The sequence below is a fragment of the Neomegalonema sp. genome (genome assembly GCF_028688855.1).
Classification (GTDB): domain Bacteria; phylum Pseudomonadota; class Alphaproteobacteria; order Rhodobacterales; family Rhodobacteraceae; genus Neomegalonema.
Genome location: NZ_JAQTXI010000012.1, coordinates 94,646 through 116,709 on the forward strand (window position 1 = coordinate 94,646; position 22,064 = coordinate 116,709).

A 22,064-nucleotide genomic window follows, 5' to 3' on the forward strand; every position below is an offset into this window, starting at 1 on the left:
CTTATGATTTCGGCGTTATTTCGGGGCCATGCGCAAGGCGCCGTCGATGCGGATCGTCTCGCCGTTGAGATAGGGATTGGCGAAGATGTGCAAGGCGAGGGCGGCGTATTCGGCGGGTCTGCCGAGCCGGGCCGGGAAGGGCACCGTGCCGTTCAGAGCCTCCTGAGCGGCGGGCGGCAATCCCGCGAGCATGGGCGTCTCGAAGATGCCCGGCGCGATGGAGACGACCCGGATTCCGAAGCGCGCCAACTCGCGCGCCGCCGGAAGGGTCAGGCCCACCACGCCGCCTTTCGAAGCCGCATAGGCCGCCTGGCCGATCTGGCCGTCATAAGCCGCGATGGAGGCCGTATTGACGATCACGCCGCGCTCGCCTTCGGCGGTGGGCTCGTTGGCGTTCATGGCCTCGGCGGCGAGCCGCAGCATGTTGAAGCTGCCGATCAGATTGATCGAGATCGCCCGCGCAAAGCTCTCCAGACCATGAGGCCCGGTCTTGCCGAGGACGCGCTCGCTCGGCGCCACGCCCGCGCAGTTCACGAGGCCCCAGAGCCCGCCGAAAGCCTCCTTCGCGGCCTCGACGGCGGCGGCGGCCTCTTCGGCTCTGGTCACGTCGGTCCTGCGGAAGAGCGTCCCCGCCCCGAGTTCGGCGGCCCTGGCCTCGCCGCGCGCGGAATCCATGTCGGCGAGCAGCACGCGGGCCCCGGCCTCGACCAATCCTTTCGCAGTAGCCGCGCCGAGGCCCGAAGCTCCGCCCGTCACGATCACGCCGCGTCCCGAGATCTCCATGCGTCTTCCCCCCGTGGAGTTCCTGTGATTTCGAAAGATTCTTTCCCGCAGCATAGGAAGCCCGCCAAAGCCGCGCAACGGCTCCGTTTCCACCCGCCGGGCGACGCTTCCCAGGCCCTGAAGATTGCTCTAGGCTCCTTCTCCATGAGGAGAGCCGCCGATCAAGCGCGGCCGCTGCAAAGGGGAAGAAACGCCATGTCCGAGCTTCACCGCTCGTCCCTGAGCCTGCATGTGCCTGAACCCGAGGTTCGGCCCGGCGGCTCGCCGGATTTCTCCAACGTCGTGATTCCGCGCGCCGGAGAAGCGCCCCGTCCCGAGCCCGACGCCAGGGCCGAGGACATCCGCAAGCTGGCCTTCACCATCATCCGGGTGCTGAACCGAGAGGGCGAGGCCGTCGGGCCCTGGGCGGGGTCTCTGACCGACGAGCAGCTCAAGGCCGGGTTGCGCCACATGCTGCTCCTGCGGGCCTTCGACTCGCGGATGGTCATCGCGCAGCGTCAGGGCAAGACCTCCTTCTACATCCAGAATCTCGGCGAGGAGGCCATCGCCTGCGCCTTCCGCAAGGCGCTCGGGCCGGGAGACATGAACTTCCCGACCTATCGTCAGGCCGGGCTGCTCATCGCGGGGGATTATCCCCTCGTGACGATGATGAACCAGATCTACTCCAATGCGGGCGATCCCCTGAAGGGCCGCCAGCTGCCCATCATGTATTCGACCCGCGAGAACGGCTTCTTCACCATCTCGGGCAATCTCGCGACGCAATATCCTCAGGCGGTGGGCTGGGCCATGGCCTCGGCGATCAAGAAGGACGACAAGATCGCCGCCGCCTGGATCGGCGACGGCTCGACCGCCGAATCCGACTTCCACGCCGGGCTCGTCTTCGCCTCGACCTACAAGGCGCCGGTGATCCTCAACGTGGTCAACAACCAATGGGCCATCTCGACCTTCCAGGGCGTGGCCCGCGGCGGAGCGGGCACCTTCGCGGCGCGAGGCCTCGGCTTCGGCATCCCCTCGCTGCGGGTGGACGGCAACGACTATCTCGCGGTGCATGCGGTGGCCTCATGGGCGGTGGAGCGGGCGCGGCGCAATCTCGGCCCGACGCTCATCGAGCATGTGACCTATCGCGCGGGCGCCCATTCCACCTCGGATGATCCTTCGGCCTATCGGCCCAAGGGCGAATCCGACGCCTGGCCGCTCGGCGATCCGGTGATCCGGCTGAAGAACCACCTCATCGCCAAGGGCCTCTGGAGCGAAGAGCGCCATGTGCAGCTCGCCGCCGAGACCATGGACGAGGTGATGAGCGCCCAGAAGGAGGCCGAAAGCCTCGGCACGCTGCATTCCGGGGATCGCCCCTCCTCGCGCGACATGTTCGAAGGGGTTTACGCCGAAATGCCGCCGCATCTGCGGCGTCAGCGGCAGGAAGCGGGGGTCTGACCATGGCGCGCATGACCATGATCGAAGCCGTGCGGGACGCGATGGACGTCTCCATGGGGCAGGATCCGAGCGTGGTGGTCTTCGGCGAGGACGTCGGCTATTTCGGCGGCGTCTTCCGGGCCACCCAGGGCTTGCAGGAGAAATACGGGCGCGACCGCTGCTTTGACGCGCCGATCAGCGAATCGGGCATCGTGGGGGCGGCCATCGGCATGGCGGCCAACGGCCTGCGGCCCTGCGTCGAGATCCAGTTCGCCGACTACATGTATCCGGCCTATGACCAGATCACGCAGGAGGCGGCGCGCATCCGCTATCGCTCCAACGGCGACTTCACCTGTCCGATCACGATCCGCATGCCCACGGGCGGCGGCATCTTCGGCGGCCAGACCCACAGCCAGAGTCCCGAGGCCCTGTTCACGCATGTCTCGGGACTGAAGGTGGTGATCCCCTCCAATCCCTACGACGCCAAGGGGCTGCTGATCTCGGCCATCGAAGACCCCGATCCGGTGATCTTCATGGAGCCCAAGCGCCTGTATAACGGCCCCTTCGACGGGCATCACGACCGCCCCGTCACGCCCTGGTCCAAACATGACGCGGGCGAGGTTCCGGCGGGGCGCTACGCCATTCCGCTCGGCAAGGCGGCGAAGGTCCGCGAGGGCTCGGGCCTCACCCTGCTGACCTATGGCACGATGGTCCATGTGGCGCTCGCCGCCGCGGCGGAGACCGGCGTGGACGCCGAGATCCTCGATCTGCGGACGCTTCTGCCTCTGGATCTCGACGCCATCGTGGAGTCGGTGAACAAGACCGGGCGCTGCGTGATCCTCCATGAGGCCACGCTCACCTCCGGCTTCGGCGGAGAGCTGGCGGCTCTGGTGGCGCAGCATTGCTTCTATCGGCTGGAGGCGCCCATCCGCCGCGTGGCGGGTTGGGACACGCCTTATCCCCATGCGCAGGAATGGGCCTATTTCCCCGGCCCGGCCCGCGTGGGTCAGGCGATGCTCGAAACGATGGAGGGCTGACATGGGCGAGCATCTCATCAAGACGCCCGATGTGGGCGAAGGCATCGCCGAGGCCGAGCTCGTCGAGTGGCATGTGAAGCCGGGCGATCTCGTGCGCGAGGACATGATCCTCGCTTCGGTGATGACCGACAAGGCCACCGTGGAGATCCCGTCTCCCATCGCCGGAAAGGTGCTGTGGCTCGGGGCCGAGGTGGGCGACAAGATCGCCATCGGCGGCCCGCTGATCCGTCTGGAGGTGGCGGGCGAAGGCAACGTCGCCGCCGGAGGCGCCGCGCCCGTCGCGCCGCGCAAGGAGCCGCCGAAAGCCGAGGCGCCCAAACCTGCGCCCAAGGCCGCCGCGCCTGAACAACCCGCGCCCAGGGCCGAAAAACCCAAGGCCGCCGCCGCAAGCCGCCCCACTCCGGGCCTGCGGACCAGCGGCCCGCCGCGTCCGCCGGGAGAAAAGCCTCTGGCTTCTCCGGCGGTGCGTCTGAAGGCGCGCGAGGCGGGGGCGGATCTGCGCCGCATCCGGGGAACCGGGCCTGCGGGGCGCATCACGCATGAAGACCTCGAAGCCTGGCTCTCCGGCGCCGGAGAACCCGAAGGCGGCGGTTCGCGTCTGGTCGCGAACACGGCGGTCGAAGAGGTCAAGGTCATCGGCCTGCGCCGCAAGATCGCCGAGAAGATGGCGCTCTCCAAATCGCGCATCCCGCACATCACCTATGTCGAGGAGGTGGACGTCACCGCCCTCGAGGAGCTGCGCGAGAGCCTCAACCGCACGAAAGGCCCGGATCGGCCCAAGCTGACCGTCATTCCCTTCCTCATGCGGGCCATGGTCAGGGCCATCGCCGATCAGCCGCAGCTCAACGCGATCTTCGACGATGAAGCGGGGATCGTCCGGCGTCATGGCGGAGTCCATATCGGAATCGCGGCCCAGACTCCGGCGGGGCTGGTGGTTCCGGTGGTGCGTCACGCCGAGGCGCGCGACCTCTGGGACTGCGCCGTGGAGATGAACCGCGTCGCGGAGGCCGCAAAGGCCGGAACCGCCACCCGCGAAGAGCTCTCCGGCTCCACCATCACCATCAGTTCTCTGGGGGCCCTGGGCGGGATCGTCAGCACGCCGGTGATCAATCATCCCGAGGTGGCGATCATCGGGGTGAACAAGATGGCCGTGCGCCCGGTCTGGAACGGCTCGGCCTTCGCGCCGCGCAAGATCATGAATCTCTCCTCCAGCTTCGATCATCGCGTGATCGACGGCTGGGACGCCGCGACCTTCGTGCAGCGCCTCCGCGCGCTGCTGGAGACTCCGGCCCTGCTCTTCATGGAGGCCTGAGATGCTCAAACCCATGTCCTGCAAGCTTCTGGTGATCGGCGCGGGTCCGGGCGGCTATGTCTGCGCGATTCGCGCGGGTCAGCTCGGGATCGACACGGTGGTCGTCGAGGCCCTGCGTCCCGGAGGCACCTGCCTCAACATCGGCTGCATCCCCTCCAAGGCGCTGATCCACGCCGCCGAAGTCTTCGAGGCGGCCAAGGCGGCGGCCGAGGCGAACAACCCTCTGGGAATCTCGGCTTCGGCGCCGGTGCTGAATCTGGCGAAGACCGTCGAATGGAAGGATGGGATCGTCGCCCGTCTGACCGGAGGCGTCACCGGGCTGATGAAGAAGGCCGGAGTCAAATACGTCTCCGGGACGGCCCGCTTCGAGAACGGCGAGACGGTGATCGTCGCGACCGACATGGGCGAACAGGAGATCCACGCCGAGAACATCGTGATCGCCACGGGCTCGGTTCCGGTCGAGATCCCGAGCCTGCCTTTCGGCGAGCGGATCATCTCCTCCAAGGAGGCGCTGAAGCTCTCCGAGCCGCCTGAAAGGCTGGTGGTGGTGGGCGGCGGCTATATCGGGCTGGAGCTGGGCACCGCCTATGCGAAGCTCGGCTCTCAGGTCACGGTGGTCGAGGCCGCGCCGCGCATCCTGCCGCTCTACGACGCCGAGCTTTCGGCGCCGGTGGCGCGACGGCTCGCGCGGCTCGGGGTGGAGGTGCTGACCTCCACCAAGGCGCTGGGGCTCTCGCCGGACGGCGCCTCCCTGCGCGTCGAGAGCGAGGAGACGGCCCGCAGCCTGCCCGCCGACAGGATCCTCGTGGCGGTGGGGCGCAAGCCCAATTTCGAGGGCCTTGGCCTGGAGGAGCTGGCCATCGACATGGAGGGCCGCCACATCCGCGTTGATGATCGGTGCCGCACGGCCATGCGCGGCGTCTACGCCATCGGCGACGCCACGGGCGAGCCCATGCTCGCGCATCGGGCCATGGCTCAGGGCGAGATGGTCGCGGAGATCGTCGCGGGCCACAAGCGGGCCTGGGACAAGCAGGCGATTCCGGCGGTCTGCTTCACGGACCCCGAGATCGTCAGCGTGGGCCTCGGGCCGGAGGAGGCCAGGGCCTCGGGCCGCGAGATCAAGACGGCGCTCTTCCCCTTCGCCGCCAACGGCCGCGCCATGACGCTGCAATCCGAAGAGGGCTTCGTCCGGGTGGTGGCCCGCGCGGATAATCACCTGATCCTCGGGATTCAGGCGGTGGGCGCGGGAGTCTCGGAGCTGGCTTCGGGCTTCGGGCTGGCTCTGGAGATGGGGGCGCGGCTCGAAGACCTCGCGGCGACGATCCATGCGCATCCCACCATGGGCGAGGCCGTGCCGGAAGCCGCCCTCAGGGCGCTCGGCAAGGCGCTGCATGTCTGAGCATCGGCCCCGCGCCTCCTTTCCGGGCGGCGCGGGGAAGACGCCTCACAAGGAGGCGTAGAGGTAGCACTGATTGTAGCTGTAGGCCCGATGCAGCGCGGTGCGCTGATCCTCGAGGGCGGAGCGGTCGGCCTCGGCGGAGGAGAGCCGCACGCGAAGGCTCATCTCCTCGGCGCTGAGCTGGCCGCAGGTCATGTGCGCATATTGCGCCGGACGCGGCTGGCTCGCGACGTCCGGACGATGGGCGCAGCCCGAAGCCGCCAGAGCGAAGAAGAAGCAGGCGAGCGGAATCGCTCCCGCGCGGAATTTCGACGTCATGGATAGTCCCCCACAAGCGTGCGTTTCCTCCGGGCCATGCGAAAAGCGCGCCATGCGCGCCGCCCGGAGAGACGACGTTTCCGCTCAGGCTAGATTCCGGATCTTTCAGAACGGCGAACGCTCATGGTTGAAATCGGGGTCAATTTCCTGAACGTCAGGTAAGCGGTCGCCTTCAGATCCCTTTCAGCGGGATTTCGCCGAGCAGGAAGCGGGCTTTCAGCAAGGCCTCGTCATATTCGGCCTCCATGTCGGAATCGACGAGGATTCCGCCGCCCACGCCGAAGGTCCCCGCGCCGGTCTGCCCCAGCGCGAGCGTCCGGATCGCCACGTTGAAGCCCGCCGCGCCGTCAGGCCCCATCCAGCCCATGGCCCCGCAATAGATCCCGCGCGGGCGGCCCTCGACCTCATGGATGATCTCCATGGCCCGGATCTTGGGCGCCCCGGTGATCGAGCCGCAGGGGAACAGCGCTCCGAAGACCGCCTGAGGATCGCGGGGGTTCAGGATCTCGCCCTGAATCTCGGAAGTCATGGTGTGGAGCGTGGGATAGGTCTCGACGCTGAACAATTCCGGGACATGCACCGTCCCGATCCGGCTCAGGCGCCCGATGTCGTTGCGGAGGAGATCCACGATCATGAGATTCTCGGCCCGCGATTTCGGATCGGCCCTGAGCCAGGCGGCGAGGGCGGCGTCCTCCTCCGGCGAGGCGCCGCGCCGGACGGTGCCCTTCATCGGGCGGGCGCGGATCAGGCCTCGGGAATCGATGCGGTAGAAGCTTTCCGGCGACCATGAAACCGCGACCGGCCAGCCCAGAGCGCAGATTCCCCCGAAGCGCGCGCCTTTCTGACGCCCGCGAATCGCGGCGTGCAGATCTTGGGGCGTCCCATGGGTCTTCACCCGCAGCGGGAAGGTCAGATTGATCTGATAGGCGTCGCCCGCGCGAAGATAATCCTGAACCCTGGCGAATCCCCGCGCGTAATCCGCCCGGGAGCGCAGCGTCCGCGCCGCAAGGACTCCGGCGGGCCCCCGAGGCTCGGGCGGCGGGCCTTCCTGAAACTCGGGCGCGCGGAAGGCGCCGAAGGCCAGATAGGGCGCGGCGGGGCGTTCCGGCGCAAGGGCGGAGAGGCGCGGCTCCAGCAGAAGGCCGAGCTCGTAGGAGGCGTAGCCCGCGAGGTGGAATCCGGCCTCCAGAGCCTCCCGCATGGCCTTCAGCGCGCGCGGGACCGTCGAAGGCCGCCGCGCGAGGATGATCCGCTCGGGATTCCGGTAGAGTCGGCGACGCTCGGGGTCTCCGTCGTCCAGAAGGACGAAGGCTTCCTTCAAGCGCGCCCTCCGGGACGGCGCGGAGGCTGGCTCTGGGGAGGCCCGTCCCGGCGCGTGGGAGTCCGGCCCTTCGGCTTGCTCTTGAGAGCCCCCGCCGGAGCGCTTCTTGCGGGGGCGCCCGGCGAATGGATCGGGGAGGGGGCCGCGCCAGGCTTCGGGAGGGCGGGGAGGGGCCTGGGCTTGAGCACGCCGCCTCCGGCCCTGGCCCAGCCCTCGGGGACGCCGCCGATGGAGAAATGCTTCTTGAGCAGCCCCGAGCTGATGCGCTCGACGGCGCCTTCGGGCAGGTCGTCGAGGGTGAAGGGGCCGTATCCGATGCGGATCAGGCGGTTGACCATCAGCCCGACGGCCTCCAGAGCGCGGCGGATCTCGCGGTTCTTGCCCTCGCGGATGCCGATGTTCAGCCAGACGTTCGCGCCCGTCTGACGCTCCGCCTCGACGATCATCGGCTGATAGCGCACGCCCTCGACCTCGATTCCCTGCATGAGCGGGCGCAGCTGGCGTTCGGTGGGGACGCCGTGCGCCCGCACCCGATAGCGCCGCAGAGAGGCCGTGGCGGGCAGTTCGAGGCGGCGTTTCAGCTCGCCGTCGTTGGTCAGCAGGAGCAGCCCTTCGGAGCTGAGGTCGAGGCGTCCCACCGGCATGAGCCGGCGCAGATTCGGCGGCAGGACGTCGTAGATGGTGGGGCGTCCGGCCTCGTCCTTGGTGGAGGTGACCACGCCGCGCGGCTTGTGGAATCGCCAGAGCTGGGCGGGCTCGGGGGCGCCCACGGCGACGCCGTCCACCGTGACGAGGTCCTTCAGCGTGACCACGCAGGCGGGCGAGGCGAGCCTTTCGCCGTTCACCGTGACGCGGCCCTCCATGATGAGCCGCTCGGCCTCTCGGCGCGAGGCGATTCCCGCCCGCGCGAGGCGTTTGGCGATGCGCTCGCCCTCCGTGGAGGGGGCGGCTTCGGAATCCGGGGATGGGGGGCGGGAGTCGGGCGTTGTGTTCATGCGCGCGACCATAGCCGCAGCGCGGGCGCTTGGCGAGGGGGCGGCTGAGTCTTATGCTCCGCGCCATGACGCGATTCCGCAGCCACATGCCCGCCGCTCTGGAGGAGGCCCGCGCCGCCGCCGCGCGGGGCGAAGCGCCTGTGGGGGCTCTGGTGGTGGATCCCCGCAGCGGCGAGGTGCTCGCGCGGGCGGGCAACGCGATGCGTCGGCTCCACGACCCCACCGCCCACGCCGAGATCCTGGCGATCCGGGCGGCCTGCGCGGCTCTGGGGCGCGACCGGCTCGACGGGCTGGACCTCTGGGCGACTCTGGAGCCTTGTCCGATGTGCGCGGGCGCCATCGCCCATGCGCGGATCGGGCGGGTCTATTACGGCGCGGAGGATCCCAAGGGCGGGGGCGTGGCCCATGGTCCGGAGGTCTTCCGACGCGCGGGGCTCTGGCGTCCGGAGGTCTATGGAGGGATCGCGGCGGGGGAGTCTCTGGAGATCCTGCGGGGGTTCTTCGCGGGCCTGCGTGAGGAAAAGGCCGCGCCTCTCCCGAAGAGCGCGTCTTCGGGCGTCCGTCGCGCTTGACCCGCCGCCCGAAAGAAGACATAGATGCCGCCGCCGGAGAGGTGCCCGAGTGGCCGAAGGGGCTCCCCTGCTAAGGGAGTAGGCGTCAAAAGCGCCTCGTGGGTTCGAATCCCATCCTCTCCGCCATCTTCCTGAAATCGCTGGATGATGAGGCGCGGCGCAGGTCGTCGCCCGTCGTGGATTCCGTCGGCTCCTCCCGTCTGGCGGGGGATCGCCGGGGGATTCGTCGCAAGAGGGAATCGGAAAAGGCCCCGCGCAGGCCCGCGGCCTCCGACCGCCCCAGATGCGGAAAGCCGCCCCGTACGAGCGGCCCTCCCGTCTTCGCGCGAGATCAGCGGCGGATCACGGATGGACTCTCGGCGGCCGCGTCGTCAGGCGGCCGTCTGCGCCGGAGCCCATCTGCTCGACGAGGATCCCGCCCTCCGCTCTGCGCTCGAACTGCATATGGCCGTTCCCGAACGCCGCTTCGCCGTCGCAGACGGCCGTGAAGGAGGCGACGCCCGAGCCGGGAGCCTCCGCATAACTGGCGAGACGCTCTTCGGCGCAGCCGCCCTTCAGCAGCTCCCGCACCTCCTCGGAGGTGAAGCCCGCAGGATTGTAGACGCCGGTCAGCGTCGACCCGGAGCTTCGAGCCGTGAAGAAATCCGGGTTCTTGCGCGCGGAGGCGCCGCCGCAGGCGCTCAACAGCGCGAGAAGACAGAGCGTCAGGCCCGGCGCGGCGAAGGCGCGGGCCGGTCGGCGGCGTCCGGGAGGAGGTGAAGTCATGGCGCGTCTCTCCAGAAGCCCGAAATTCGGGATCAGGCGGAAACGATCTCCGATCCCCCCGTCGGCGTCAAGGCGAGGCGTCGCCGCCCCCCTCCACAAGGACGCGGGAGCCGTCCGGAAACCCGTTCCCCGACCGCGCTCCGCGCGCTAAACCCGCCCCGACTCCCCCGACTCCCTCGCGGCTCGACGCCCGGCGACAAGGAAGCGCGATGAATTCCGATCTGACGATGGTGCTGGCGCTGCTCGGCGCGGCGATCCTCATGTTCGTGCTCGACCGGCCGCGCATGGACGCCGTCGGCCTGCTGATGATCCTCGCCCTCACGCTGAGCGGCGTCGTCAGCGCGGAAGAGGCTCTGGCGGGCTTCGGAGACCCCAATGTGGTGCTCATCGCCGTGCTCTTCGTGGTCGGCGAGGGGCTCGCGCGCACGGGAGTCGCCCAGAAGCTCGGCGACTGGCTCGCCGCCAGGGCCGGACAGAGCGAAGCCCGCCTGATCGTCTTCCTGATGATCGCGGTGGCGGCGGTGGGCTCGGTGATGAGCTCCACCGGCGTGGTGGCGATCTTCATCCCCATCGCGCTGCGCATCGCCCGACGCACCGGATTCAGCGCCGGAAGGCTCATGATGCCGCTCTCGGTGGCGGCGCTCATCTCGGGCATGATGACCCTGGTGGCCACGGCGCCCAATCTCGTGGTCCATGGCGAGCTCGAACGGCGCGGCTTCGAGGGCTTCCAGTTCTTCAGCTTCGCCCCTTTCGGCCTGCCGATCCTGGTCTGCGCGGTGATCTACATGCTCTTCGCGCGGCGCTTCCTCTCGGCGGAGACGGTGGTGGCCGACGATCTCGCGCGGCCGCGCTTCGCCACCTGGATCAAGGATTACGCCCTCGCCGGGCGCGATCACCGCCTGAGGCTGCGTCCGGATTCGCCTCTGGTCGGGCGGACCCTCGACGAACTCGACCTGCGCGGCGCCGACGGCGCCAACATCCTCGCCGTCGAGCGCCGTCAGGGTTTCTCGCGCCGCCTGATCCAGCCGCACGCCCGCACGACCCTCGCGGCGGAGGACGTGCTCCTGCTCGACCTCTCCGAATCCCCGGCGGAGATCGACGCTCTGACCGCCCGCTACGGGCTGGAGCATCTGCCGCTCTCGGAGGCCTATTACACCGATTACGCCCAGCGCATCGGCATGGCGGAGCTGATGATCCCCGCCTCCTCCGACCTGATCGGCAAGACGCTGGTGGAGGCGAAGTTCCGCACCCGTCACGGACTTTCCGTGATCGGGCTCAAGCGGGGCCGCAAGCCCATGGCGGGCGGGGTCGTCCGCACGCCTCTGGAGCTGGGCGACACGCTGCTGGTCATCGGCTCCTGGCGCGACGTCAGGCGTCTTCAGGGCGAGGCCGGAGACGTCGTCGCGCTGGGCCTGCCGCGCGAGAGCGAGGACGCCCTCTCGGCGCCCGAAAAGGCGCCCTACGCGCTTCTGGCTCTGGCGACGATGGTGGGCCTGATGGTCTCGGGCCTGACGCCCAACGTCATGGCGGCGCTGATCGCGGCCCTGCTCATGGGGGCCTTCGGCTGCGTCGATTTCCAGAGCGCCTATCGGGCGATCCACTGGAAGAGCCTCGTGCTGATCGTGGGGATGCTGCCCTTTTCGCTCGCGCTGCAACGCACCGGCGGCGTGGATCTGGCGGCGGGCGCCCTGCTCGATCTCGCGGGGACGGCCGGGCCGAGGGCGATCCTCGCGGCCATCTTCCTCGTGACGGCGCTGCTGGGGCTGTTCATCTCGAACACGGCGACCGCGGTGCTCATGGCGCCGGTGGCCCTGAGCGTCGCGACCGCCCTGGAGGCCTCGCCTCACCCCTTCGCCATGACGGTGGCTCTGGCGGCTTCGGCGGCCTTCGTCACGCCGGTCTCCTCGCCGGTCAACACGCTGGTGGTCGGGCCGGGACATTACGGATTCATGGATTTCGTGAGGATCGGCGCGCCGCTGGCCCTGCTGGTCATGGTCCTTTGCGTGGCGCTGGTGCCGGTGGTCCTGCCCTTCTGAGGGCGTGAGGAGACGCGGCTCCTCCGGGGAGAAGCCGCGCCGCGCAGATTCCGGAGAAGACGCGCCTCACTCGGCGGCGCGGGTCCATGACGGCGGGGGAGGGGGCCCGTAGACCTCCGCCTCCGTCTCTCCGGAGGGCTCCTGCTCCGGAGGCTCCGGGGCTTCCTTCTGGAGCGGGACGGGGGCTCCCGGAACGACGGGTCGGCTGAGGGCCGTCGGCGGAGCAGGGGGCGGGGCGGCGGGCGCAGGCGCGCTCGTCGCGGCTCCTGCGGCGGCGAGTCCCGGCGCGGCCTCCCAGATCAGCGGCCCCTTGAACTCAGCCAGGCGGCGGCGCAGGGCGACTTCCTGCATGTGGGGTCCGCGCGGACCTTCCGTCGCCAGAGCCCGCGCCCGCGTCCAGACGCGCCCGAGGAAGCGCGGCACATGTCCGCCCCACCAGACCCGCGCCGCCAGAAGCGCGGGCGTCACCACCAGAGTCAGCACGGTCGCGAAGGCGAGCCCGAAGACCATCGCCGTCGAGAGCTGCACCCACATCAGCGAAGAGGGATCGCCCACCGACAGCGTCTTGGCGCGGAAGTCGAAGGACACCGCGAACATGTTGGGCAGAAGGCCGGTCAGGGTGGTGATGGTGGTCAGGAACACCGGGCGCAGGCGCTGCGACGCCGTCTCCACGATGGCCTCGACGCGGGGCATCTCCTTTTCGAGCTGCTGATAGGTGTCGATCAGCACGATGTTGTTGCCGACCACCACCCCCGCCAGAGCCACCATGCCCAGCCCCGACATGATGATGGAGAAGGGCTGTCCCATGATCATCATCCCGAGCAGCACGCCGCCCACCGAGAAGATCACCGCCGAGAGCACCACCATCGTGTTGTAGAGGCTGTTGAACTGCGCCAGCAGGATCATGAACATCATGCCCAGCGCGATGCCGAAGGCGCTGATGAGGAAGGTGATGGTGTCGGCCTGCTCCTCCTGGTCGCCGCGGAAGGCGAAGGACACGCCCGGAGACAGCGGAGAGGAATCGGTCATCCATTGCTGGATCTCGGCGATCTTCTCGTTCGCGTTGACGCCCGGCGCCACGCCCGCCCGCACCGTGAAGATGCGCTGGCCGTCGCGGCGCGAGACCTCCGAAAGCCGCGGCTCGGGGCTGCGGGTCACGAAGTTCGAGAGCGGTTGAAGCCCCGTCGCCGTGCGCAGGCGCAGGTCGTCCAGAGTGTCCACGTCGCGGGCGGATTCCGGGAAGCGGGCGCGGATCTCCACCTCCTCGTCGGCGTGCTCGGGCCGGTAGACGCCGATCAGGGCGCCGCGCGTCACCAGCTGCACCAGCGCCCCCACGCTGGCCACGTCGGCGCCGAAACGCCCCGCCGCCGCGCGATCCACGTCGAGGCGCCAGACCACGCCCGGAAGCGGCAGCGTGTCGTCCACCTCCTGAAGCCCGCTCACCTCGTTTTCGAGATGCTCGCGCACCCGGCGGGCGCTGGCCATCATGTCGTCGAGGTTCTGGCCCGAGATCTCGATCTGAACCGGCTTGCCCTGGGAGGGGCCGCCCTCCTGGGCCGTCACCTCGACGCGCAGGCCGGGCATGTCGGCGGTGCGCTGGCGGATCTCGTCGAGCACCTGATTGCCGGTGCGCCGACCCTCCCATTTCTCTTCGGCGGGGCGCATCTCGACCTGAATGGTGCCGATGGCGTCCGCCGGAGTCGAGCCGCCGAAGCCGCTCCCCCCGCCGCCGCCGCCCACGCTGGTGAAGATCGACTGGATCTCGCGGAAGCCCTGCACCCGCGCCTCGACGCGGCGGACGAGGGCGTCCTTCTCCTCCAGCGAGAGGTTGCCGCGCGCCAGAACATGGACCATCGCCATTTCGGCGTCGGTCTCGACGAAGAACTCCATGCCGTAGTTGTTCTCGCCGAAATGCTGGATGATCGAGATCAGCGAGAAGACCGCCGCCCCGATCACCACCAGAGGCATCACCGGATTCCCCGCGATCAGCCAGGTGAACCAGGCGAAGAGGCTGCGGCGCTCTCTGGGGGCCTCCAGGGGCGGGGCGTCGTCCTTGCGGCGGCGCAGGCCCCCGAGCAGCGCGCTCAGCAGCAGCGCGGAGAAGAAGGCGCACACCGCGAAGCCGATCCCCAGCGCGATCGCCGCCTGAAGGCTCGCGGCCGAGCCGAGCCGCAGGAAGAGCGCGCCGGAGGCCGCCAGAAGCGCCGCGCTCAGCATGGCCGCCCCGACGAGCGTGAAGCGCCCCACCAGCCAGCGCCCGAAGCGCGAGACGGCCCGCGTGGCCTTCTGCATGTTCGCGCCGATCACCGGGATGTAGATCATCGCCACGACCAGCGAGGCGGCCAGCACGAAGAACACCGTCAGGGGCAGATAGCCCATGAACTGCCCCGCGATGCCCGGCCAGAACAGCAGCGGCATGAAGGCGCAGAGCGTCGTGGCGGTGGAGGAGATCACCGGCCAGACCATGCGGTGGGCGGCCTCGCGGAAGGCTTCGACGGGCTCGGCGCCCTTGGCCATCTCGAGGTCGGCGTATTCGGCGACGATGGTCGCGCCGTCCACCACCAGCCCCACCGACAGCAGGAGGCCGAACATCACCATGCTGTTCACCTCCATCCCCAGAGCCGACATGAAGGCGAAGGTCAGGAAGAAGGAGATCGGAATCGACAGACCCACCAGCACCGCCGGATTGAAGCCCATCGAGGCCACCATGGTGACGATCACCAGGAACACCGCCACCAGCACCGTGCCTTCGAGCTGATAGACCATGATCTGGATCTGGGCGCCCTGATCCTGCGAGAATTCGGCGCGCACGGTCTGCCTGAGCGCCGGAGGCCAGGCGGCGGTCGCCTTGTCGACGGCGGCGCGCACGGCCTTCACGGTGTCGATGATGTTCTCGCCGGGGCGCTTCTTGATCTGGAGGCTGACCGAGGATTCGCCGTTGTAGCGGGCGAGGGTCGAGCGGTCCTGGAAGCCGCTGCGCAGCTCGGCCACCTCGCCGAGCGTCACCACCCGGTCGCCGTTGACCTTGATCGGCAGGCCGTAGACGTCCTGGGGGGTCTCGAAGGCGCCGGGCAGCTTCACCGAAAAGGAGCCGCTCGGGGCCTCGATGGCGCCCGCCGCCACGATCTGGTTGTTGTTGTTGACGATGTTCAGAAGCTCGTAGGCCGTGATGTTGTAGGCTTCGAGCTTCACCGGATCGATCAGCACCTCCAGCATCTCGTCGCGCTTGCCGACCACCGTCGCCTCCAGGACCTGGGGCACGGCCTCGACCACGTCCTGAAGCTCGGAGGCGATGCGGAAGAGCGCGCGCTCCGGGGCGTCGCCGAAGAGCGAGAGCACCAGAACCGGGAAGTCGCTGAAGTTCACCTCGGAGACGGTGGGCTCCTTGGCGCCTTCGGGGAAGCTCGCCTTGGCCTTGTTGACCTCCTCGCGCACGTCGGCGAGGACGGTCTTCATGTCGAGCCCGATCTCGAATTCGAGCACCACGTTGGCGTAGCCCTCGGCGGCGGTCGAGTTGAGCTTGCTCAGGCCCTGCATCGAGCGGAGCTTGGTCTCCAGCGGCCGCACGAGCAGCCGCTCCGCGTCCAGCGCCGTCACGCCCGGATAGGGAATGGAGACGTAGACGATGGGAATCTCGATGTTCGGATTGCCCTCCTTGGGCAGGGAGAAATAGGAGACCACGCCCACGATGGTGCTCAGCAGGATCACCACCGCCATCATGCGCGCCCGATCCAGGGCGGCGTCGATGAGCGCCTTCATCTGGAAGCTCCTCCGGCGACGGCCTCAAGGTCGATTCCCTGGGCTCTGGCCTCCTCGGGCGTGACGGCGGTCACCGGCGCGCCCGAACTGATGAAATTCTGACCCACCGTGATCACCTGCGGAGAAGCGGGCAGCCCCTCCACCCAGACGCCTTCGGCGTTGTCGCGCAGGATGGTCACGGGCGTGAAGCGCGCCGCGCCCTCCCGGACGATCATCACGCCGATCCTGCCCGCCGAATCCAGAGTGAGCGCCGATTGCGGCAGCTTGAAGCCGCTCGCCGCCCCGAGCGGAATCGAGATCTCGGCGGTCAGGCCGTCGCGGACGCTGAAATCGGGATTGGGGAATTCGGCGGCCACCTCGAAGGTGCGGGTGGCGGCGTCGGCGGCGCCCGCCACGTAGCGGATCACGCCCTCGACGCGCCTGCCCCCCGCCAGCACGATGCTCGCCTTCGCGCCCACCCGCAGCGAAGACACCTCGCCTTCGCGCACGAAGCCCACCGCGCGGATCGGATTCAGATCCACGAGAGTCGCGCAGAGCCCCCCCGCGCTCAGGATGGAGCCCTGTTCGGCGGGCGCCTGGTCCACCAGACCCGCCGAAGGCGCGCGCAGATCGAGGCGGCCCATCTCCTCGTCGATCTGGCGCAGGGCGGCGCGGGCGGATTCCACCCCCGCCTGACTCTCCAGCACGCGGTTGCGCGCCGCGAAGCCGCGTTGCGCGAGCTGGTTCATGCTGTCGAAGCTCGCCTGGGCCTGGCGCAGATTGGCTTCGGCCTGGATCCGCCGCGCGGGACGGTCGCCCGGCTCGATGCGGCAGACGAGGTCTCCGGCGGCGACCCTCTGGCCCTGACGCACCGGCGAGGCGGTCACGCGGCCCGAGGTCTCGGCGCGCAGCTCGATGCGGCGGAGGGCCTCGGTGCGGCCGGTCAGCGCGACCGAGCGCGCCACCTGCTCGGCCTTGGGCGAGATCGCCACCACGGGCGTCGGGCCGCGCGGCGCGTTCTGATGGGTCGCGCCCGCGAGGGTCTCCAGACCGGCGGCGCGCGCGAGGGCGGCCACCTCGGGATTCACGGCGGCCATGGCGGCGGCGGCGCTCTGGATGCGGTCGAGGGTGGCGGCGGTTTCCTCGGCGGCCTTGCGGGCGGCTCCGGCGGCCGCGGCCAGAGCGGCGAGATTGGCCGGCGTGGGCTCCGACCGCACCGCGGCCCGCGCGAGGGCCAGGCCTTCTTCGGCGGCCTTCGAGGCCGCTTCGGCCTTGAGCAGGGCCTCGGAGGCGGCGCGCGAGATGGTTTCGGCGGAAAGCTCGGCGCCGGCCTGGCGGTTGGCGACGCGTTCGGCCTTGGACTCGGCGGCGTAGTCTCCGGCTTCCCGGACGACTTCGGCCATGCGTCCGGGCTGGCCGTCGGTGGCCCACCAGACGGCGAGGAAGCTGATGACCGCCGCCAGGGCGATCTTGATGAGTTGGGCGAACATGAAGCCTCCGCGTTCGCAGCCGTCGTTCAGGGCGTCCAGAGATCGGGCGAGGCGGGGTCGGCAAGGGCCGGATCGCCGCAGGCTGAAGCGCGATGACGCGAGGCTCGCGGACGAAAATCGCCACGCCTCCTCGTCGGGAAGATTTCGACGCTATATAGAGGCCGGAAAGTTCATGTGAAGCGCGCGACAGCGGAGATTTCCGCCGGAATCGCGTTTTGTTTCCATGGGGCCACATCCCTCCGGAGGCGGCCTTTCGCGGGCTCCGGCGGTTTTTCAGACGCCTCGGCGGCCAAACTGGACCAGAGCGGAGAATCCGGCGGATTTCCGTCCCTTCCCGCGATTCCGGATGGGGTCGGGCGCAATCCCGCGACAGGCCCACGACAGGCTCTCGACGGGGAGGGCCGTCCGGGCGCCCCCGGATCCGGGAGCGCCTCGGGTCTGGGGGCCTCAGTCCTGCGCGGCGGCCTTCAGGGCTTCGGGCAGGGCCTCGGCGAAGAGGGCCATCTCCGCGGGCGCGCCCGCGCTGACCCGGATGCAGCGGTCGAGCCCCGGAGCGCCCGGCTTGCGGATGAACAGATCCCGCGCCGCCAGCTCCTCCAGAACCCGCTTCGCATAGACGCCGTCGCGGCCGCAATCCATGGTGACGAAATTCGTCGCCGAGGGCAGGGGCGTCAGACCATTGGCGCGGGCGATGCGGGTCAGCTCCTCGCGGGCCGCCACCGAGGCCGCGATGGTCGCCTGAAGATGGGCCTCGTCCTCCAGAGCCGCCAGAGCCGCGATCTGCCCGAGGCGGTTCACCCCGAAATGATTGCGGATGCGGTCGAATCCCGCGCAGATCGCCTCATGGGCCAGCACGTAGCCCACCCGCATCCCCGCCAGGCCATAGGCCTTGGAGAAGGTCCGCAGGCGCAGGAGATTCGTCCGCGAGACGTCGAGCGGCGGCAGGGCTTCGGGCGGGGCGAATTCGGCGTAGGCTTCGTCCAGCACGAGGACGCAGTCCGGCGGCAGAGCCTCGGTCATCGCCTGGATCTCGGCGCCCGTGATCCAGCCGCCCATCGGATTGTCCGGATTGGCGAGGTAGAGGATCTTGGCGCCAGTCCTCCGCGCCGCCGCGCTCATCGCCTGCGGATCCACGCGGTCCTGAAGATAGGGGACATGCACGGCTTCTCCGCCATGGCCCCGGATGTGGTAGCCCATCGTCGGATAGGAGCCCTGAGGCAGGACCACCCGATCCCCCTGGCCGACGAAGAGCCTCAGCACATGCCCGAGCAGCCCGTCGATTCCCTCGCCCACCGAAACCTGACGCGGCCGGACTCCGAACCGCGCCGCAAGGGCCGAACGCAGATCCCAGAATTCGGGATCGCCATAGAGCCGCGCCTCTCCGGCGGCGGACTTCAGCGCCTCGACCACGCGGGGCGAGGGCGGAAAGCGCGATTCGTTGGCGCCGATCCGCGCGCGGAAGGGCCTGCCGCCGCGCGCGCGCTGCAGGGCCTCCATCGGCACGAAGGGAACCTCGGCCGGAAGGCCCGCCATGAAGGGCGTGAAGGGCGGAGCGGAATCGGCGTCGCCGGTCATGTGAAGGGCCCGAGGAAGTCGCGCTTGCCGATGGGCGCGCCCGTATGGCGCAGGATCCCGTAGGCCATCGAGATGTGGAAATAGAAGTTCGGCAGGGCGAAGCGCAGCAGATAGGTCGTGGCGTCCATTTCGCGCTCGCGGCCCGCCGCGCCGATGCGGATCACGCGGGATTCGGCGTCGGCCAGCTTCTCGGCGGGGAACTCCTGCACGAAGGCCACCGTCCGCGCGATGCGATGGCGCAGGGTGTCGAAGCTCGGGGCGTCGTCGGCGAAGATGGGGGCCTGTCCGCCGGAGAGCCGCGTCAGGGCGTTGCGGGCGTGGTCGGTGGCGGTCTGCACCTGCTTGGAGAGCGGGAACATGTCGGGAGTCAGCCGGTAGTTCAGCAGAACCGAGGCGTCGATGTGCTTCTCCATCGACCAGACTTCGGCCTTGGTCAGCACGTCGGAGAGGCCTTCGAGGCTCTGGGGAAAGACGGTGCGGGCGATCTCGTGAAGGGTCTGGGGCATGCGGGCTCCTGAGATTCGGCCGGCCGCCGCTCAGACGGACGGCGGCGGGGCGCTCGGCGAGAGCCACGACACCAGCACGCCCAGCACGAAGGCCGCAAGCCCGAAAGCCATCGCATAGACGAAGGCGCGGTGGATCTGGTCCTGGATCGGCAGGCCGCGACGGCGCGTCAGGAAGAAGCCGTAGATCCAGCCGAGCGCGGCGGCGAGGACGAGCGGCATGGGAATTCCTCCTGAGGGCTGCGGAACGACGCCGCGAGTCTTAGGCGCTTCGCCGCGCGAAGCCAAGACCCCGACCCGCGACGCGACGCCTCAAGCAGGCGCCGCCGCGCGGCTCAGCGCCGCCCCGCGGGGCTCCCTCCCGCGAGGCGCGCAGGCGCGACGGGCGCAGGAGGTTCGGCGAGGGATTCCTCCAGATCCCAGCGCTGGAGCCGGACCGCGGCGGCCCGGGCCTCGGCGGCCAGAGCCGACGCCGAAGCCGGATCGCCCGAAGCCCGCGAGGCGCGCGCCTTCAGTCCGAGGGCTTCGGCCTCGCGGGCTTCGTCTCCGACGGCGCGGGCGAGGGCGCGGGCCTGCTCGGCGTCGCGGGCGGCGGCTGCGGCGTCGCCCCGGGCCAGAGCGGCGGCGGCGCGGGTGGTCAGGGTCTTCATGCGCCGGTGGTCGCCGGAGGGCAGGGCGGCGGCGGCCGCTTCGAGCCGCGCCATGGCCGAGGCGAAGCCCGGGGCGTCGCGGCCATGGGCGGCCAGCGCCGCCCGATAGGCCGAGCTCCAGGCCGCCGATTCGGGCGCCGAGGGCGCGCCGCCGTGGATTCCCGCCGGATTCAGCCGCGCCATGGCCGCGAGGGCTCCGGCGCGGGCGGCTTCGGGGCTCATGCCGGGCTGGATCTCGGGGGCGTAGAGGGTCCGGAGGATCAGGCGGTCGAAGGGCGTGAGGGCGACATGGGCGCCGTCGTCGTTGAAGATGCTGTCCGGCGCGCGCTCCAGATCGTTCACCGGGCCCAGGAGCTGCGCGATCTCCTCGATGAGGCAGATCCGGCGGCGGGCGGGCGAGGAATCGGCGGGGATGTCCACGATTCCGCCCCGGAAGGCGCTCAGGCTCCGCCAGTCGCCCGCATGCTGCGAGCCGCAGAGCACGCCCGGCGCCGCCTCCGCGAAGCGCGAAGGCCGCACCGCGCGGATCCGGATCTCGGAAGGCTCCAGAGCCCCGGCGCGGCGGATCTCCAGACCCGTGATCGCCGCAAGCTCGGCCAGATAGGCGTCGAGGAAGGGCGCTTCGGCGGCGAACTCCGCCGCGAGCCGCACCCGCGCGGGGCCCTCCCAGCGGGCGAGGAGGGCGCGGGCCTCTCCGCCTTCGTTGCGGAAGGTCAGGTCCACGAAATCGCGGGCCATCCCGACGTTGGCGCGACGGGGCGTCCCGGGCGCGAGGGGCGAGGCCTGAACCGCCGAGGCCGCCAGGGGAATCACGCCCGGACGGGGCGCGCCGAACACCGCCGGAGACTGCGCCGTCACGGCGTAGGGGGTCGGGGTCGTCGAGGCGCCGCCGATCAGGCCGCTCTCCACCGCGCCGCAGGAGGACAGGACCAGCGCCGCCAGAACCGGCGAAAGGGCGGCGCGAAGACGGGAGCGGGGGCGGCTCATGAGATGTTTTCCTTCGACGAATCGGCGGCCTTCCAGAGCGGCGGCGGCTCGCGGGCTGCGCGGACGAGGGTCAGGGCCTTGCGCATGACTCCCGGAAGGGCGGCCTGCGCCTCGGCCATGGGCGTCCAGCTTCCGCGTCCGGGGAGGGCGCGCGGATCAGCCGCTTCGGCCGCGTGGACGTCGAGGATTAGAGAGAAATGGGTGAAGATCTGTCTAATCTCTCCGAGCCGCCGCCAGGGCAGATCCAGAGGCGCGGCGGCGCGACGGGCTCCGGCGTCGGGCGGCAGGGCGGTCCAGTCGGTTCCGGGGATCTCCAGCATCCCCCCGAGGAGGCCCTTCTCCGGGCGACGGGTCAGCAGGATCGCCGAGCCGTCCGGCTTCAGGGCCGCGAAGACCGCGCCCCGCCGCTCGGGACGCGGCGCCTTCGGAGTCTTGCGCGGCAGCTGCGCGGCGATTCCCCGCCTGCGGCCTGCGCAGGGGTCGCGCCAGGGACAGGGCGCGCACTCAGGATCGCGTGGACGGCAGACCGTCGCGCCGAGATCCATCACGGCCTGCGCGTAGTCTCCGGGGCGCTCCCGAGGGGTCAGGGCGGCGGCGAGGGCGCGCAGGGCGGGCTTGCCCTTCGGAAGAGGCTCCTCCATGGCGAAGAGCCGCGCCATGACGCGCTCGACGTTGCCGTCCACCACCACGGCGGGCTCTTCTTCGAGGATCGCCGCCAGAGCCGCCGCCGTATAGGGCCCGACGCCGGGGATCGCGCGCCAGGCGGCTTCCGAGCGCGGAAAGCCCTCCGCCGCCAGCTTCCGCGCCGCCGCATGGAGGTTGCGCGCCCGGGCGTAATAGCCGAGCCCCGCCCAGGCCGCGAGCACCTCCTCGCGCGGGGCGGCGGCGAGGTCCTCCACCTTCGGCCAGCGCGCGAGGAAGGCCGCGTGATAGGGCTTCACGGCGGCGAGGGTGGTCTGCTGCGCCATGGCCTCCGAGAGCCAGACGGCGTAGGGATCGGGCCGCGCGCCCGAGGCGCGGTCTGCGGGGCGCAGACGCCAGGGCAGGCTCCGGCCATGCAGGTCGTACCAGGCCAGAAGCCCGGCGGAGAGGGCGCGGGCGGTCGGGGGATCCGGAAGGGGAGGGGGGGCGCTCACGTCGGCTTGATTCCCAATCGCTGAGAAAACACCT

The 22,064-nt window shown here is 70.0% G+C and carries 18 protein-coding genes and 1 tRNA gene; 7 read left to right on the top strand and 12 right to left on the bottom strand.

Annotated elements, in window-relative coordinates; translation table 11 throughout:
* Positions 1-15: 15 nt before the first annotated feature.
* Positions 16-783, bottom strand: coding sequence for an SDR family NAD(P)-dependent oxidoreductase (locus PHN62_RS10770; protein ID WP_300150239.1), 768 nt, complete (start codon positions 781-783; stop codon positions 16-18).
* Between the two features lie 195 nt (positions 784-978).
* On the opposite strand from PHN62_RS10770, the gene PHN62_RS10775 reads away from it, so the two are divergent.
* Genes PHN62_RS10775 through lpdA form a run of 4 tightly spaced genes read left to right on the top strand, consistent with a single transcriptional unit; the run spans position 979 to position 5,944 of the window.
* Positions 979-2,217 carry a thiamine pyrophosphate-dependent enzyme gene (locus tag PHN62_RS10775; protein ID WP_300150242.1) on the top strand — a complete coding sequence of 413 codons (1,239 nt, stop codon included), beginning with the start codon at positions 979-981 and terminating at the stop codon, positions 2,215-2,217.
* A gap of 2 nt (positions 2,218-2,219) precedes the next feature.
* Positions 2,220-3,233 (top strand): alpha-ketoacid dehydrogenase subunit beta, encoded by a 1,014-nt coding sequence (locus PHN62_RS10780; protein ID WP_300150244.1) that lies wholly within the window; start codon positions 2,220-2,222, stop codon positions 3,231-3,233.
* 1 nt (position 3,234) lies between these two features.
* Entirely contained in the window at positions 3,235-4,545 is a 1,311-nt protein-coding gene (locus PHN62_RS10785; protein ID WP_300150247.1) for a dihydrolipoamide acetyltransferase family protein, read from the top strand.
* A gap of 1 nt (position 4,546) precedes the next feature.
* On the top strand, positions 4,547-5,944 hold the full coding sequence (lpdA, locus tag PHN62_RS10790; RefSeq protein ID WP_300150254.1) for a dihydrolipoyl dehydrogenase: 1,398 nt from the start codon (positions 4,547-4,549) through the stop codon (positions 5,942-5,944).
* Positions 5,945-5,989: 45 nt separating this feature from the next.
* Here lpdA and PHN62_RS10795 read toward each other — a convergent pair whose 3' ends face one another.
* The 3 genes from PHN62_RS10795 to PHN62_RS10805 all read right to left on the bottom strand — a co-directional run bounded on the left by PHN62_RS10795 (position 5,990) and on the right by PHN62_RS10805 (position 8,578).
* Positions 5,990-6,262, bottom strand: a complete 273-nt coding sequence (locus PHN62_RS10795; RefSeq protein WP_300150257.1) for a hypothetical protein — start codon at positions 6,260-6,262, stop codon at positions 5,990-5,992.
* 172 nt (positions 6,263-6,434) lie between these two features.
* On the bottom strand, positions 6,435-7,583 hold the full coding sequence (locus tag PHN62_RS10800; RefSeq protein ID WP_300150259.1) for an aminodeoxychorismate synthase component I: 1,149 nt from the start codon (positions 7,581-7,583) through the stop codon (positions 6,435-6,437).
* Positions 7,580-8,578 carry a pseudouridine synthase gene (locus PHN62_RS10805; protein WP_300150262.1) on the bottom strand — a complete coding sequence of 333 codons (999 nt, stop codon included), beginning with the start codon at positions 8,576-8,578 and terminating at the stop codon, positions 7,580-7,582. Before PHN62_RS10805 ends, PHN62_RS10800 begins: the two co-directional genes overlap by 4 nt.
* A 53-nt stretch (positions 8,579-8,631) precedes the next feature.
* Between PHN62_RS10805 and PHN62_RS10810 the strand changes: the two genes are divergently transcribed.
* Both PHN62_RS10810 and PHN62_RS10815 read left to right on the top strand, forming a co-directional pair.
* A complete protein-coding gene (locus tag PHN62_RS10810; protein ID WP_300150264.1) occupies positions 8,632-9,150 on the top strand; it encodes a nucleoside deaminase in 519 nt (172 codons plus the stop codon).
* 35 nt (positions 9,151-9,185) lie between these two features.
* Positions 9,186-9,276 (top strand) — tRNA-Ser (locus tag PHN62_RS10815).
* Between the two features lie 216 nt (positions 9,277-9,492).
* Here the strand turns inward: PHN62_RS10815 and PHN62_RS10820 are convergent.
* Positions 9,493-9,915, bottom strand: coding sequence for a hypothetical protein (locus PHN62_RS10820; RefSeq protein ID WP_300150267.1), 423 nt, complete (start codon positions 9,913-9,915; stop codon positions 9,493-9,495).
* A 209-nt stretch (positions 9,916-10,124) separates the two neighbouring features.
* Here PHN62_RS10820 and PHN62_RS10825 point away from each other — a divergent pair, with 209 nt between their 5' ends.
* Positions 10,125-11,951 carry an SLC13 family permease gene (locus PHN62_RS10825; RefSeq protein WP_300150270.1) on the top strand — a complete coding sequence of 609 codons (1,827 nt, stop codon included), beginning with the start codon at positions 10,125-10,127 and terminating at the stop codon, positions 11,949-11,951.
* 66 nt (positions 11,952-12,017) lie between these two features.
* Here the strand turns inward: PHN62_RS10825 and PHN62_RS10830 are convergent, their stop codons facing one another.
* The 7 genes from PHN62_RS10830 to PHN62_RS10860 all read right to left on the bottom strand — a co-directional run bounded on the left by PHN62_RS10830 (position 12,018) and on the right by PHN62_RS10860 (position 22,030).
* Complete coding sequence (locus tag PHN62_RS10830; RefSeq protein WP_300150272.1) at positions 12,018-15,710, bottom strand: efflux RND transporter permease subunit; 3,693 nt, start codon at positions 15,708-15,710, stop codon at positions 12,018-12,020.
* Positions 15,707-17,179: an efflux RND transporter periplasmic adaptor subunit gene (locus PHN62_RS10835; protein ID WP_300150275.1), complete on the bottom strand. Its 1,473-nt coding sequence runs from the start codon at positions 17,177-17,179 to the stop codon at positions 15,707-15,709. Before PHN62_RS10835 ends, PHN62_RS10830 begins: the two co-directional genes overlap by 4 nt.
* Positions 17,180-17,626: 447 nt before the next feature.
* A complete protein-coding gene (locus PHN62_RS10840; RefSeq protein WP_300150278.1) occupies positions 17,627-18,754 on the bottom strand; it encodes a pyridoxal phosphate-dependent aminotransferase in 1,128 nt (375 codons plus the stop codon).
* A complete protein-coding gene (locus PHN62_RS10845; protein ID WP_300150281.1) occupies positions 18,751-19,260 on the bottom strand; it encodes a DUF1993 family protein in 510 nt (169 codons plus the stop codon). The genes PHN62_RS10840 and PHN62_RS10845 overlap by 4 nt, the downstream gene beginning before the upstream one ends.
* Positions 19,261-19,290: 30 nt before the next feature.
* Positions 19,291-19,479 carry a hypothetical protein gene (locus PHN62_RS10850; RefSeq protein WP_300150284.1) on the bottom strand — a complete coding sequence of 63 codons (189 nt, stop codon included), beginning with the start codon at positions 19,477-19,479 and terminating at the stop codon, positions 19,291-19,293.
* A gap of 113 nt (positions 19,480-19,592) precedes the next feature.
* Positions 19,593-20,894 carry a DUF2927 domain-containing protein gene (locus PHN62_RS10855; protein ID WP_300150286.1) on the bottom strand — a complete coding sequence of 434 codons (1,302 nt, stop codon included), beginning with the start codon at positions 20,892-20,894 and terminating at the stop codon, positions 19,593-19,595.
* Complete coding sequence (locus PHN62_RS10860) at positions 20,891-22,030, bottom strand: A/G-specific adenine glycosylase (protein ID WP_300150288.1); 1,140 nt, start codon at positions 22,028-22,030, stop codon at positions 20,891-20,893. Before PHN62_RS10860 ends, PHN62_RS10855 begins: the two co-directional genes overlap by 4 nt.
* Positions 22,031-22,064 lie beyond the last annotated feature (34 nt).